Source organism: Rhizobium sp. L51/94, assembly GCF_019355555.1.
GTDB lineage: Bacteria > Pseudomonadota > Alphaproteobacteria > Rhizobiales > Rhizobiaceae > Rhizobium > Rhizobium rhododendri.
The window spans coordinates 409,517-423,345 of record NZ_CP072141.1 but is presented as its reverse complement, the minus strand read 5'-3'; the positions used below and the strand labels follow the sequence as shown (position 1 = coordinate 423,345).

The 13,829-nt window shown below is 60.1% G+C and carries 12 protein-coding genes; 7 read left to right on the top strand and 5 right to left on the bottom strand.

Annotated elements, in window-relative coordinates; genetic code table 11:
* Positions 1-19: 19 nt before the first annotated feature.
* From J5274_RS02095 to fdhD, 7 genes are all read left to right on the top strand, one after another.
* Positions 20-586: a F0F1 ATP synthase subunit delta gene (locus J5274_RS02095; protein WP_202617160.1), complete on the top strand. Its 567-nt coding sequence runs from the start codon at positions 20-22 to the stop codon at positions 584-586.
* Complete coding sequence (gene atpA / locus J5274_RS02090) at positions 586-2,115, top strand: F0F1 ATP synthase subunit alpha (protein WP_142824728.1); 1,530 nt, start codon at positions 586-588, stop codon at positions 2,113-2,115. Before J5274_RS02095 ends, atpA begins: the two co-directional genes overlap by 1 nt.
* Before the next feature lie 29 nt (positions 2,116-2,144).
* The gene (locus J5274_RS02085) at positions 2,145-3,032 is read left to right on the top strand and encodes a F0F1 ATP synthase subunit gamma (RefSeq protein WP_142824729.1); all 888 of its coding nucleotides are present in this window, start codon (positions 2,145-2,147) and stop codon (positions 3,030-3,032) included.
* A 21-nt stretch (positions 3,033-3,053) separates the two neighbouring features.
* Positions 3,054-4,508, top strand: coding sequence for a F0F1 ATP synthase subunit beta (atpD, locus tag J5274_RS02080; protein ID WP_142824730.1), 1,455 nt, complete (start codon positions 3,054-3,056; stop codon positions 4,506-4,508).
* 69 nt (positions 4,509-4,577) lie between these two features.
* Entirely contained in the window at positions 4,578-4,982 is a 405-nt protein-coding gene (locus J5274_RS02075; RefSeq protein ID WP_142824731.1) for a F0F1 ATP synthase subunit epsilon, read from the top strand.
* A 172-nt stretch (positions 4,983-5,154) separates the two neighbouring features.
* Entirely contained in the window at positions 5,155-5,925 is a 771-nt protein-coding gene (locus J5274_RS02070) for an SDR family NAD(P)-dependent oxidoreductase (protein ID WP_142828792.1), read from the top strand.
* A gap of 67 nt (positions 5,926-5,992) precedes the next feature.
* A complete protein-coding gene (gene fdhD, locus J5274_RS02065) occupies positions 5,993-6,754 on the top strand; it encodes a formate dehydrogenase accessory sulfurtransferase FdhD (protein WP_219274930.1) in 762 nt (253 codons plus the stop codon).
* A gap of 37 nt (positions 6,755-6,791) precedes the next feature.
* Here the strand turns inward: fdhD and J5274_RS02060 are convergent, their stop codons facing one another.
* The 5 genes from J5274_RS02060 to rocF all read right to left on the bottom strand — a co-directional run bounded on the left by J5274_RS02060 (position 6,792) and on the right by rocF (position 13,717).
* On the bottom strand, positions 6,792-8,564 hold the full coding sequence (locus J5274_RS02060; protein WP_224127875.1) for a methyl-accepting chemotaxis protein: 1,773 nt from the start codon (positions 8,562-8,564) through the stop codon (positions 6,792-6,794).
* Positions 8,565-8,972: 408 nt separating this feature from the next.
* On the bottom strand, positions 8,973-9,449 hold the full coding sequence (locus J5274_RS02055) for a chemotaxis protein CheW (protein ID WP_111219804.1): 477 nt from the start codon (positions 9,447-9,449) through the stop codon (positions 8,973-8,975).
* Complete coding sequence (locus J5274_RS02050) at positions 9,449-11,239, bottom strand: PAS domain-containing methyl-accepting chemotaxis protein (protein WP_219274738.1); 1,791 nt, start codon at positions 11,237-11,239, stop codon at positions 9,449-9,451. The genes J5274_RS02055 and J5274_RS02050 overlap by 1 nt, the downstream gene beginning before the upstream one ends.
* 322 nt (positions 11,240-11,561) lie before the next feature.
* Positions 11,562-12,761, bottom strand: a complete 1,200-nt coding sequence (rocD, locus tag J5274_RS02045) for an ornithine--oxo-acid transaminase (RefSeq protein ID WP_142828796.1) — start codon at positions 12,759-12,761, stop codon at positions 11,562-11,564.
* A gap of 20 nt (positions 12,762-12,781) precedes the next feature.
* On the bottom strand, positions 12,782-13,717 hold the full coding sequence (gene rocF, locus J5274_RS02040) for an arginase (RefSeq protein WP_142824737.1): 936 nt from the start codon (positions 13,715-13,717) through the stop codon (positions 12,782-12,784).
* Positions 13,718-13,829: the final 112 nt, after the last annotated feature.

Genomic DNA, 13,829 nt, shown 5'->3' with positions numbered 1-13,829 from the left:
GTTGAAATCAGGGAAAATTGTGCCCGTGGCAGACACATCCCATCCTATATCCGGTGTGGCAGAGCGATATGCATCGTCTTTGTTCGAGCTTGCGCTCGCCGAGGGCGCCATCGCCCAGGTGACTGCCGATCTCGACCGTTTCCAGGCCATGCTCGACGAAAGCGAAGACTTGCGGCGTTTCGTTGCCAGTCCGGTTTTCTCGTCCGGAGACCAGGTCAAGGCCATCGAGGCTTTGTCGGCCAAGGCTGGGATCACCGGTTTCTTCGCAAACTTCCTGAAGGTCGTTGCGCGTCACCGTCGTCTCTTTGCGCTGCCGGGCATGATCCGCTCTTTCCGCCTGATCGCTGCCGAGCAGCGTGGCGAAGTCACTGCCGAGGTCAGTTCCGCGCATGCGCTGACGCCGGAGCAGGAAAACGAATTGAAGGTGGCGCTGAAGAGCGTTACCGGTAAAGAAGTCACGGTCGCCGTAACGGTGGACCCGTCTATTCTTGGTGGTTTGATTGTGAAAGTGGGGTCGCGACAGATTGATACGTCGCTACGCACCAAACTTTCTACCCTTAAGCTTGCATTGAAAGAGGTTGGCTGATGGATATCCGCGCCGCGGAAATTTCCGCAATTCTGAAAGACCAGATCAAGAATTTTGGCCAGGAGGCTGAGGTTTCCGAGGTCGGCCAGGTTCTCTCCGTCGGTGACGGCATTGCCCGCGTCTACGGTCTGGATAACGTCCAGGCCGGCGAAATGGTCGAGTTCCCCGGCGGAATTCGCGGCATGGCCCTCAACCTCGAATCCGACAATGTCGGCGTCGTGATCTTCGGTTCCGACCGTGACATCAAGGAAGGCGACATCGTCAAGCGCACCGGCGCCATCGTCGACGTTCCGGTCGGTCCTGAACTGCTCGGCCGCGTCGTTGACGCACTCGGCAATCCGATCGATGGCAAGGGCCCGATCAACGCGACCCGCCGTTCGCGCGTCGACGTCAAGGCTCCTGGCATCATCCCGCGCAAGTCGGTGCATGAGCCGATGTCGACCGGCCTCAAGGCCATCGATGCCCTGATCCCGGTTGGTCGTGGCCAGCGCGAGCTTGTCATCGGTGACCGCCAGACCGGCAAGACCGCCATCATTCTCGACACGATCCTCAATCAGAAGGCCATCCACGACAACGGCCCTGATGCTGAAAAGCTCTATTGCGTCTACGTCGCCATCGGCCAGAAGCGCTCGACGGTTGCCCAGTTCGTCAAGGTGCTCGAAGAGCGCGGCGCGCTGAAGTACTCGATCATCGTTGCTGCCACCGCGTCCGACCCGGCGCCGATGCAGTACCTCGCACCGTTTGCCGGTTGCGCCATGGGCGAATACTTCCGCGACAACGGCCAGCACGCTCTGATTGGCTATGACGATCTTTCCAAGCAGGCCGTCGCCTACCGCCAGATGTCTCTGCTGCTGCGCCGCCCGCCAGGCCGCGAGGCCTACCCAGGCGACGTTTTCTACCTGCACTCGCGTCTTCTCGAGCGTGCTGCCAAGCTTTCCGACGAAAAGGGCTCCGGTTCGCTGACGGCTCTGCCGGTCATCGAAACACAGGGCAACGACGTTTCGGCCTTCATTCCGACCAACGTGATCTCGATCACCGACGGCCAGATCTTCCTTGAAACCGATCTGTTCTACCAGGGTATCCGTCCTGCTGTGAACGTCGGCCTGTCGGTTTCCCGCGTCGGTTCGGCCGCTCAGGTCAAGGCGATGAAGCAGGTTGCCGGTTCGATCAAGGGCGAACTTGCGCAGTATCGCGAAATGGCTGCCTTCGCGCAGTTCGGCTCGGATCTGGACGCCTCGACGCAGCGCCTCCTGAACCGCGGCGCACGCCTGACCGAACTCCTGAAGCAGCCGCAGTTCTCGCCGCTGAAGACGGAAGAGCAGGTCGCGGTGATCTTCGCCGGTGTGAACGGCTATCTCGACAAGGTCGCTGTCAGCGATATCGGCAAGTTCGAGCAGGGCCTGCTGTCTTATCTGCGGTCTGACGGCAAGGATATCCTTGACGCCATTCGCGACCAGAAGGCCATCAGCGACGATATCAAGGGCAAGCTCCAGGCTGCCATCGATACCTTCGGCAAGTCTTTCGCCTGATCAAGGCATCACTTTAGGACGGATAACGGATGCCTTCACTTAAGGATCTGAAAAACCGGATCGCCTCCGTCAAGGCGACGCAGAAGATCACCAAAGCGATGAAGATGGTCGCAGCGGCGAAGCTTCGGCGTGCTCAGGAGGCGGCCGAGGCTGCCCGCCCTTACTCGCAGCGCATGGGCGCCGTGCTTGCAAACATCACGCAGGCGGTCGGCACCAGTGACGAGGCGCCCGCGCTGATGCGTGGAACCGGTCAGGACAAGGTACATTTGCTCGTCGTCTGCTCGGCCGAGCGCGGTCTTTGCGGCGGTTTCAATTCGCAGATCGCCCGATTTGCACGCGATCATACCCGCAGGCTGCTGGCCGAAGGCAAGACGGTCAAGATCTTTACCGTCGGCAAGAAGGGTTACGACATCCTGCGTCGCGAGTTTGCTTCGCTGATCGTCGAGCGCAAGGAACTTCGCGACGTCAAGAAGATCGGCTTCGCCAATGCCGATGAAATCGGCAAGCGCATCGTCGAGATGTTCAATGCCGGCGAATTCGATGTCTGCACGCTGTTCTACTCCGAATTCAAGTCCGTGATATCGCAGGTGCCGACGGCGCTGCAGCTTATCCCGGCGATCGTGCCGACTGCACCGGTCGCGACGGAAGCGACCCAGGCGAATGCGATCTACGAATACGAACCCGATGCCGCGTCGATCCTGACGGATCTGATCCCGCGCAACATCTCCGTCCAGGTTTTCCGCGCGCTCCTCGAGAACGTTGCCGGTGAGATGGGCGCGAAGATGAGCGCGATGGATAACGCGACCCGGAACGCTGGTGAGATGATCAACAAACTGACGCTCAGCTACAACCGCCAGCGTCAGGCGCAGATCACCAAGGAACTCATTGAAATCATTTCGGGCGCGGAAGCGCTCTGAGGTTAGGAAGAGGGTAAGAATATGGCTATGGCAGCTACCCCCGCAGCAGCAACGCCTGCAGTCGGTTCGACCGGCAAGATCACGCAGATCATCGGACCCGTCGTTGACGTTGTGTTCGACGGCGAACTGCCGAAGATCCTGAATGCGCTGGAAACCATGAACAACGGCAACCGCCTTGTTCTGGAAGTCGCGCAGCACCTCGGCGAAAACGCCGTCCGCACGATCGCCATGGACGCCACCGAAGGTCTCGTTCGCGGACAGACCGTCACGGACACCGGCACCCCGATCACCGTTCCGGTCGGCCCCGAGACGCTCGGCCGCATCATGAACGTCATCGGCGAGCCGGTCGACGAAGCAGGTCCGCTGGTCACCGCGACCAAGCGTTCGATCCACCAGGAAGCACCTGCCTATATCGAGCAGTCCACCGACGCGCAGATCCTCGTTACCGGCATCAAGGTCGTCGACCTGCTCGCACCTTATGCCAAGGGCGGCAAGATCGGCCTGTTCGGCGGCGCCGGCGTTGGCAAGACCGTTCTGATCATGGAATTGATCAACAACGTCGCCAAGGCGCACGGCGGTTACTCGGTGTTTGCCGGCGTCGGTGAACGCACCCGCGAAGGCAACGACCTTTACCACGAAATGATCGAATCCGGCGTGAACAAGCTGGGCGGCGGCGAAGGCTCGAAAGCAGCTCTCGTCTACGGTCAGATGAACGAGCCACCAGGTGCGCGCGCCCGCGTTGCGCTCACCGGCCTGACGATCGCCGAAGACTTCCGCGACAAGGGACAGGACGTTCTGTTCTTCGTCGACAACATTTTCCGCTTCACGCAGGCTGGTTCGGAACTGTCGGCTCTGCTGGGCCGTATTCCTTCGGCCGTGGGCTATCAGCCAACTCTGGCCACCGACATGGGCCAGATGCAGGAGCGCATTACCACGACGACCAAGGGCTCGATCACATCGGTTCAGGCGATTTACGTCCCCGCCGACGACTTGACCGACCCGGCTCCGGCCACCTCGTTCGCCCATCTGGACGCAACGACGAACCTGTCGCGTTCGATCGCCGAAAAGGGCATCTATCCTGCCGTCGACCCGCTGGACTCCACCTCGCGCATGCTCGACCCGCTGGTCGTCGGCGAAGAGCACTACGAAGTTGCCCGTAAGGTTCAGTCGACCCTGCAGCGCTACAAGGCCCTGCAGGACATCATCGCCATCCTCGGCATGGACGAACTGTCGGAAGACGACAAGTTGTCGGTTGCCCGCGCCCGCAAGATCGAGCGGTTCCTTTCGCAGCCGTTCTTCGTTGCCGAAGTCTTCACCGGCGCTCCGGGCAAGCTCGTTGCGCTCGAAGACACGATCAAGGGCTTCAAGGGCCTCGTGAACGGCGATTACGACCACCTCCCGGAAGCTGCCTTCTACATGGTCGGCACCATCGAGGAAGCGGTCGAAAAGGCAAAGAAGCTGGCTGCTGCCGTTTGATGCTTGTCGGTGGCGCCAGGCTTTGCCAGCGCCACTGCCTTACCAAAGACAATCGAGAAGTGACGGTCCATGGCTGATTTCAAATTCGAACTGGTGTCTCCCGAGCGGCTGCTGCTGTCCGAAATGGTGACGGCTGTCGTCATTCCGGCGAGCGAAGGCGAGATGACGGTCATGGCAAACCATGCGCCGACCATGACCACCATCAAGCCAGGTGTGGTCAGCGTCCGCTCCAGCAGCGGCGCAAAGAAGGACTATGTGGTTTTCGGTGGTTTTGCAGACGTCCTGCCGACGGGGTGCACGCTGCTTGCCGAATCCGCCGTTCCGGTCGACGAACTGCAGCGCGATGAATTGACCCGTCGTATCGACGCGGCGCAGGCCGAACTCAACGATGCTGTTCATCACGAGCACAAGTCGAAGCTTGAGCAGTTCATCATGGAACTTTCGCATCTGCAGGGTAGCGTCATCCGCGACTGATACAGAGCGTCAGGACGAGATCTCCAAAGCGGCTTCGGCCGCTTTTATTTTTTGAACCGGCTTGTTCGTCCGATACCGATTTCTCCGCTAAACCTCCCGCCAATCGGCTTTCCTTCGTGGATCTAAACCCTATGATAGCGGGATGGGAGCCATCGGGCCTGGGAGAATTCTAGTGTTTCAATCCAATTTGTTTGCCAACCGGACCGTTGTCGTGACGGGTGCGGGCCGTGGGATCGGGCTTGAGGTAGCGCGGCAGTTTCTCGACTGTGGCGCGCGCGTGCTGGTGCATATCGGCCGGGATGAAAGCCGCCCGTTGCCGGCTTTTCTCAGCGACGCCAAAGATACAGGGCGTGCCGTGATCTTTGCCGCCGACTTCGGTGCTGCCGATGGGACGTCTGCCTTCGTCAAGGCCGTTGGCGAACATGCTGGCACGGTCGATGTGCTCGTCAACAACGCCGGGACGATGCTCGGACGCTACCCGGCCGCCGACCTCACCGACGCGCAATATCAGGCCGTGGTGCAGCTCAACCAGACAGCTGTCGTCGAGGTCACGCGAGGCCTGCTGCCGCTGCTGAGAGCCTCGGGGCAGGCGGCCATCGTCAACACGGTATCGATTTCCGCGCTGACGGGAGGCAGTCCGGGTTCGGCAATCTATTCGGCCTCGAAGGCTTTCGTTGCCACCTATTCCAAGGCCTTGGCGCGGGAACTGGCGCCGGACGGTATCCGCGTCAACTGCGTGTCGCCGGGGACGATCACGACAGAATTCCACGAGCGCTATTCGTCCCAGGAAAAACTCGAGGCGACCCGACGCACGATCCCTTTGCAGCGTCTAGGGACGGCAGAGGACTGCGCGCCGGCATACCTGTTCCTGTCGGCACCATCCTTATCCGGCTACATAACTGGCCAGGTGATCGAGATCAACGGTGGGCAGCTGATTTGCTGATGGGAAAGCGGTGAGCAAGTTCGAGACGACTGCGCATGTCGAGAGATTTGCGCGCCGCGACGGCAAGATGGCGCGAAGCCTTCGCAGCGTGCCTGAAGAGGTGCCGATTGCCTTTTCCTATGGTGGCTCCTCGCATGCGGTGATGATGGCGACACCGGCCGATCTCGAGGATTTCGCTGTCGGCTTCAGCCTGACGGAGGGCATCGTCACCACGGTTGGCGAGATCGCCGCCCTCGAGGCTGTAGAGGATGAGCAGGGTATCGACGTGCAGATCACGCTTGTCGATGCTGTAGCGGACGCGTTGCGCAGCCGCAAACGTCACATGGCCGGCCCGGTCGGCTGCGGCCTGTGCGGCATCGAGTCGATCGAGCAGGCTGTGCGCCCGGTACCGGATATCTCGGGTGTCGGCCTGACACTGACCATGGCCGAAGTCACCGGCGCTGTCGCCCTGCTGAATGCCGCGCAGCCGCTGCATCGCGAGACCCGGGCTGTGCATGGGGCGGGCTTCTACCTGCCGGGGAAGGGGCTTTCGGCCGTGCGCGAGGATGTCGGCCGTCACAATGCTCTGGACAAGCTGTGCGGTGCGGTCGTTCGTGCCGGTCTCGACGCCAGCGCAGGCGCGGTGGTGGTCACCAGCCGCTTGTCGGTCGAGATGGTGCAGAAGGCCGCCATCCTCGGCAGCGCCGTGCTGATTGCGATATCAGCTCCGACGGCGCTCGCCATCCGGACTGCTGAAGAGGCGGGCATGACGCTTGTTGCGCTGGTCCGGGGGGAGGATTTCGAGATATTCACCCACCCCCGCCGGATCATCGACGCGGCACTCGATTGAGCAACGCCGCATGCGGTCTCAACGCCTGATATCGCGGCTAGAATTCCTCCCAGCTCTCGGCGACGGCTAATGACGAACCGCTGCTTCTGGCAGCCCGCAACACCGGTTGCCGAACTGGCGATGGCGCGGTCCGGGAGCGTGGCGAGGCGGCTGCCGTGCGCGAGGGCCTGTCGCCGGCGACGCCGAACTGGGCGAGCAGCGTCCGCAACTCCTCGGTCTCGTGCGTAAGTTTGTGGCTGGCCGCAGTGTTTTCCTCGACCATGGCTGCGTTCTTCTGGGTCGCATGGTCCATGGCATTGACGGCCTGGTTGATTTCCTTGAGGCCGAGCGACTGTTCCTTCGAGGCGACGACGATGGCGATGACATTCTTGTCGATATCGCCGACCTGCTGGACGATTTCCTCGAGCGCCTTGCCTGTCTCGTCGACCAGCGCGACGCCGTTTTTCACCAGTTGGCCGGACTTGTTGATCAGCCCCTTGATCTCCTTGGCAGCCCCGGCGGAGCGCTGAGCGAGTTCGCGGACTTCCTGGGCAACGACTGCAAAGCCCTTTCCGGCCTCGCCGGCACGGGCGGCCTCGACGCCGGCATTCAGCGCCAACAGGTTGGTCTGGAAGGCGATATCGTCGATGACACCGATGATGCTGCTGATCTCGCGGGACGATTGTTCGATCTGGCCCATCGCGGCAACTGCGTTGCGCACCACATTGCCAGATTGCTCGGCCCCTTGCCTTGTCTGGGCGACAAGCCGCCCGGCCTCGTCCGCACGCTTGCTGCTGTCGTTGACAGCGGTCGTGATCTCTTCGAGCGCTGCCGCCGTCTCTTCGATGGAGGCGGCCTGTTGCTCCGTCCGTTTGGACAGGTCGTCTGCCGCCGTGCCGATCTCGCGCGAGCCGGCTGCGATAGCGCTGGCGTTGCCGCCGATAGTCTCCATCGCCGCCGAAAGCTTGCCCAGCGCGTCGTTGAAATCGCGACGCAACTGCTCCATCGAGGGTACGAACGGCGTGTCAATTGTCTGGGTAAGATCGCCTTGCGCCAGTGCCTTCATGCTTTCGCCGAGTTTCGCGATGGCACTCATGCGGCTGGTGACATCCGTCGCAAATTTGACGACCTTGAAGACCTTCCCGTTGGCATCGAGGATCGGATTGTAGGCGGCCTGAATCCAGATTTCGCGACAACCCTTGCCGAGGCGGACGAACTCGTTGGCGACAAACTCGCCACCCGCCAGACGGCGCCAGAAGTTTGCATACTCTTCGGAGCGGCTGTAGGCCGGATCGCAGAACATGCTGTGGTGTTTGCCAACGATCTCGCTGAGCGAATAGCCGAGCGCATTGCAGAAATTTTCATTGGCGACGAGGATTTCGCCCGTCGGTGTGAATTCGATGATGGCCTGAGATTGGGAAAGCGCATCCAGCTTGCCTGCGTCCTCGACAGATTTGGTGTATGCGGCCGTGATGTCGGAGGCGAATTTGACGACCTTGTAGGGCTTGCCGCTCTTTTGAACGGGATTGTAGCTTGCCCGAATCCAGACATTCCGACCGTTCTTGCCGATGCGTCTGAAAACGGCTGAAGCATAGTCGCCGCGGCCAAGGCTGGCCCAGAAATTACGATATTCCTGCGAGGCGCTGTAATCCGGGTCGCAAAACATGCTGTGGTGCTTGCCGACGATCTCGCTCTGCTGGTAGCCGAGCGCGTTGCAGAAGTTTTCGTTTGCTTTCAGGATCTTGCCTGTCAGGTCGAATTCGATCACTGCCTGTGATCGCGAGATGGCATTGAGAATATGCTGGGCGTCTGAAGTCAGTCCGAAGCTCATAGCGAGGTGCCTCATTTCCTGGCGCAGCCCCACGCCAGCGCCAATGCTCCATTGAAGCCTCCAGGCGCGACAACAGCCCTCAGGCACATCGCACGAAGAGGCGTTGGTCGATCCATCCGGAACGGCCGTATTTGAATAATCGATTTGCTAGGTGCGCCAGAGTTTCACTGGCTGTCTGCGTTAAGCTGTCCGCAACATGATGTCGCAATACAAAGATGGATAAAAATAGTTAAATTATGGTATATTCTAAATAGACAATAAAACCAAAGATTGTGCGGTCAGTATAATGTCTGCGGGCGCACGGGTTCAGGCATTAAGGCAATAAAAAAACCGCCCCGGAACGGAGCGGTTTCATTTGTGGAAGACGACGGCAGTTTATGCGGCCACGTCTTTAAGCAGCCATGTTTTCTAAGCAGCCATGTCTTCGGCGTCGGTTTCCTTGAACATCTTCGCCAGGTTGAGAAAGCAGATCATGCCGTTTTCGGTGGCGATGATGCCTTCGCAATAGGAGCGATCGAAGGAAGCGGTGACTTCCGGGACCGGCTGCACCTGGTCCGAGCCAATCGTCAGGATGTCCGAGACGCGGTCGACGAGCATGCCGATCACCATGTTGTGGACCTCGGCGACAACGATGGCGCTGCGTTCGTTGGCGACCGTGCTCTTCATGCCGAGCTTGTAGGCAAGATCGATGATCGGGATCACCGAACCGCGCAGGTTCATGACGCCGATGACGTCAGAAGGTGCATGCGGGATCGGGGTTGAAGGAGCCCAGCCGCGGATCTCGCGGATGGTGGTCGTCTTCACGCAGAATTCCTGCTCGTGAAGCCGGAAAGCGATGATCTCGAGGGTCTCGCCGCTGAAACTCGTTGTCGTGATGGTTGCCATTAGAATTCTTCCCAATTTTCCTGAGCAAGCGCGGCTGTGGCCCCGCGACCGCTGGCGCGAACGGCCTTCACCCTCGATACGGGCGCCGAACCCGTCGTCGCTCTGGCATCGGGACGCCCTGAGCGAATCATAGTGGAAGAGTGTTGCCCAAATCTAAACTGCGCCAACAACTCGCGCAGGCTCTCGGCCTCGTTGGCGAGACTGCTGCTTGCCGCTGTCGTCTCCTCGACCATGGCTGCATTCTGCTGGGTGTTCTGGTCCATGGAGTTGACGGCGTTGTTGATTTCTTTCAGCCCGGTCGCCTGTTCCCGCGCCGCAACGACGATAGCGGCAACGTTCGTGTCGATCTCGCCGACCTGGCGGACGATGGTGTCCAGCGCGCGGCCTGTTTCATCCACGAGCGACACGCCGTTCTTGACCTGCGTCGAGGAGGTGGTGATCAGTGTCTTGATCTCCTTGGCCGCCTTGGCCGAGCGCTGTGCGAGTTCGCGGACTTCCTGGGCGACGACTGCGAAGCCCTTGCCGGCTTCTCCGGCCCGCGCTGCCTCGACGCCGGCGTTCAGGGCCAGCAGGTTTGTCTGGAAGGCAATGTCGTCGATGACGCTGATGATGTTGCTGATTTCGCGTGAAGACTTGTCGATTTCCCCCATCGCATTAACGGCGTTGCGCACGACCGCTCCGGAGAGTTCGGCTCCGCTTCTGGTCTGGGCCACCAGATTGGCGGATTCCTCGGCCCGACGGGCGCTATCGGCAACCGTTTGGGTAATCTCCTCCAGGGCAGCGGCTGTCTGCTCCACGGCGGCGGCCTGTTGCTCGGTACGCCGCGCGAGCTCGTCGGAGGCTGTGCGGGTCTGGCTTGCGCCGGCGGCGATCGCGTTGGCATTTTCGGCCACCACGCGCATGGCGGATTCCAGCTTCTCGACGGAGTGGTTGAAGTCTACGCGGACTTTTTCAAGCGTCGGAATGAACGGCTTTTCAATGCGCGATACCAGATCGCCGTTGGCAAGCGCCGTCAGGCCAGCGGCCAGTTCTGCGACTGCACGGACGCGTTCGGTGACGTCGGTTGCGAATTTGACGACCTTGAAGATGCGACCGTTCATGTCCAGAATAGGGTTGTAGGAAGCCTGAATCCAGACGACCTTGCCGCCCTTGCCGATCCGCATGAACTCTTCCGCGATAAATTGACCGGAGGCGAGCGTTTCCCAGAACTTCCTGTATGCCGGCGTTGAAACATAGGCCGGGTCGCAGAATATCTGGTGGTGACGGCCGCTGATGTCCTCGAGCCTATATCCAAGGAGCGACAGGAAGTTTTCGTTTGCCGTAAGGATCTCTCCACCAGGCGTAAATTCGATCACGGCCTGGACGCGGGAAATCGCATTGAGCTTGCCCTCGGCATCGGCCGCGCGCAATTTTGCTTCGGTGATGACGCTGGCGAATTTGACCACCTTGCAGGGTTTGCCGTGCGACAGCACAGGATTGTAGGTCGCCTGGAGCCAGACTTCGCGTCCGTCCTTTGCAAGTCTTTTATATTCGCCGGAATCGAACTTGCCGTCGCCGAGATTGGCCCAGAAGGTACGGTACTCGCTGGATGCGACATAGGCGGGGTCGCAGAAAATGCTGTGGTGCCTGCCGACGATATCCTGCAGCTTGTAGCCAAGGGTGTTGCAGAAATTCTCATTGGCAGTGATGATCTTCCCCGTCAGGTCGAACTCGATGACTGCCTGGGATTTCATGAGGGCTGCGTTGATCGCCTTGGCTTTGGCCCCGGAACTGAACGGTATGATCGACATAGAATTTTCCTCCAAGGAAGCAATGTCGTCAAGGCACACTTCGCCAATCAGCAGAATGTAAAATGTGAGCGCCGCCCATTTTCATTTTATATTCTATCTAATTTGTAAGTATGGCTGATTATTTGCTGTGTGTTGAGTTATTTGTAGTTCAGACGAAAATTTTAAATTTGTGAAATGTCATTTTTATTCGGAAGTCTGATGCGCGTTGCTATTTGTATTAGAATGAAGTCATTAAAAATTTACTTAGATTCTATTGTTTACCCCTGAAATCCTAGGGGTAAGCACGCATGCATCTAACTATAGAGACAACGAAAGGGTCGTGCTATGCGAGCACCTTGGCAAGTCGCTCGATGGCCCAGTCGACCTGATCTGCTGTGATGACAAGCGGGGGTGCAAGGCGGATGGTATGGCCGTGGGTGTCCTTGGCCAGAATGCCGAGTGTTTTCAAGGCATCGCAGTAAGGCCTGGCGCCGCCGGCTTCCGGGTCCAGTTCTATCGCCATCATCAAGCCGCGACCGCGAACGTCCTTGACGATGTTGGACCGGATTGCCCTGAGGCCATCGAGGAAGCGATTGCCCATAATGGCGGCGTTCTCGATCATGCCTTCTTCCGTCAGCACCTTCAGCGCGGCCCGGGCGACGGCGCAGGCTAGCGGGTTGCCGCCGAAGGTCGAGCCATGCTGACCGGGCTTCAGGACCCCCAGCACCTCCGAGTTCGAAAGCACCGCCGACACCGGATAGAAGCCGCCTGACAGCGCCTTGCCGATCAGCGTCACGTCCGCCTCGATGCCTTCATGCTCCTCAGCCAGCAGCTTGCCTGTACGGCCAAGCCCGGTCTGGATCTCGTCGAGGATCAGCGTGACGTTGTTGTCGGTGCAGAGTTCACGGACACGCGTGAAATAGCCGGCCGGCGGGATGATGACGCCGGCTTCGCCCTGGATCGGCTCCACCAGAACTGCAACTGTATTTTCGGTGATCGCTGCCGCCAGGGCATCGGCATCGCCGAAGGGCACTGTGACGAAGCCGGGCGCGTAGGGGCCGAAGCCATTGCGGGCATCGGGGTCCGTCGAAAAACTGATGATGCCGAGCGTCCGGCCGTGGAAGTTCTCCGAGCAGACAATGATCTCCGCCTGGTTCTCGGCGACGCCCTTGACCTCATATCCCCATTTACGGACCGCCTTGACGACGGTCTCGACTGCCTCGGCCCCGGAGTTCATCGGCAGGATCTTGTGCGAGCCGGTGAGGGCGGCGAGCTCTTCGTAGAGGTAGGCAAGCTGGTCGTTGCGGAAAGCCCGCGAGGTAAGCGTCAGCTTGCCGGCCTGCTCGGTCATGGCCGCGAGGATTTTCGGATGGCAGTGACCCTGGTTGACCGCCGAATATGCGGACAGGCAATCGAGATAACGATTGCCGTCGGTGTCCCAGACATACACGCCTTCGCCACGTGACAGGACGACGTCGAGCGGCTTGTAGTTGTGGGCGCCGAGGCGCTGTTCGGTGGCTATGAGATTGGCGGACAAGGTCACGGGCGGTCTCCTCTCCAAGATCAGGCGGCGCGGGTCGGGCGGTCGAAGATGCGGCGGCCGAACAGGCTGGCCGTCAGTTCGACAAGAACGCGGGCACTCTTGCCGCGATCGTCGAGAAACGGATTGAGTTCGACGAGATCCAGCGACGATACAAGGCCGCTGTCCGACAGCATCTCCATCACCAGATGGGCTTCTCGGAAGGTGGCGCCGCCGGGAACGGTGGTGCCGACGCCGGGTGCGACGTCCGGATCGAGGAAATCGACGTCGAAGCTGACATGCAGCAGGCCATTGGCATTGCTCACGGTCGTCAGGATGTTGCTGATGATGGAGGCCACGCCGTGCTCGTCGATGGCGCGCATGTCGAAGACATTGACACCGTGCTCGCGGATGGCGTCGCGCTCATGTGGATCGACGGAGCGGATGCCGACCTGATAGACCTTGCGCGGATCGACGAAGGGTCGCTCCTTCGGCAGGATGTCGGCGAATTCCGCCTCGCCGCAGAAAAACGCCACGGGCATTCCGTGGATATTGCCGGACGGAGACGTCACCGGCGAATTGAAGTCGGCATGGGCGTCGAGCCACAAGACGAAAAGCGGGCGGCCGATACCGGCTGCATAGCGCGCCATGCCGGAGACGCTGCCCATCGACAGGGCATGGTCGCCGCCAAGAATGATGGGAAACCCGCCTGCCTTGGCCACGTCGTATACGCTTGATTCCAGCGCCCGGGTAAAGGCGCCGACGACCTTCAGGTGATGAGCCTTTGGATGATCCGGCAAGTCGCCGGCCGGTTCAGGGTGAAGGTCACCGGCATCGATAACACTATGGCCGAGCTCGATCAGCATCGTGTCGATGCCGGCGATGCGGAGCGCCGTCGGCCCCATGGCCGCGCCTCGTCGGCCAGAGCCTTCTTCGAGAGGAACGCCGATCAGCGTGACAGAGGTCGAGTGGGTGTTCATGAGGCTGTTCCCTGAATTGTCAGGGAAATATGGCCTACGGCGATGACAGCAAAAAGATGGAAAAGTGTCGGTTTTTGCGTATGATTGTGCAGATTGCTAAGGCCAATTTTAC

Excerpts from the sequence above, each read along its gene's own strand:
- J5274_RS02060 (WP_224127875.1), bottom strand. The coding sequence starts at position 8,564 with ATGAGCTTCGGACTGACTTCAGACGCCCAGCATATTCTCAATGCCATC.
- atpD (WP_142824730.1), top strand. The coding sequence starts at position 3,054 with ATGGCTATGGCAGCTACCCCCGCAGCAGCAACGCCTGCAGTCGGTTCG.
- J5274_RS02085 (WP_142824729.1), top strand. The coding sequence starts at position 2,145 with ATGCCTTCACTTAAGGATCTGAAAAACCGGATCGCCTCCGTCAAGGCG.
- J5274_RS02050 (WP_219274738.1), bottom strand. The coding sequence starts at position 11,239 with ATGTCGATCATACCGTTCAGTTCCGGGGCCAAAGCCAAGGCGATCAAC.
- J5274_RS02055 (WP_111219804.1), bottom strand. The coding sequence starts at position 9,449 with ATGGCAACCATCACGACAACGAGTTTCAGCGGCGAGACCCTCGAGATC.
- J5274_RS02075 (WP_142824731.1), top strand. The coding sequence starts at position 4,578 with ATGGCTGATTTCAAATTCGAACTGGTGTCTCCCGAGCGGCTGCTGCTG.
- atpA (WP_142824728.1), top strand. The coding sequence starts at position 586 with ATGGATATCCGCGCCGCGGAAATTTCCGCAATTCTGAAAGACCAGATC.
- fdhD (WP_219274930.1), top strand. The coding sequence starts at position 5,993 with ATGGCGCGAAGCCTTCGCAGCGTGCCTGAAGAGGTGCCGATTGCCTTT.
- rocF (WP_142824737.1), bottom strand. The coding sequence starts at position 13,717 with ATGAACACCCACTCGACCTCTGTCACGCTGATCGGCGTTCCTCTCGAA.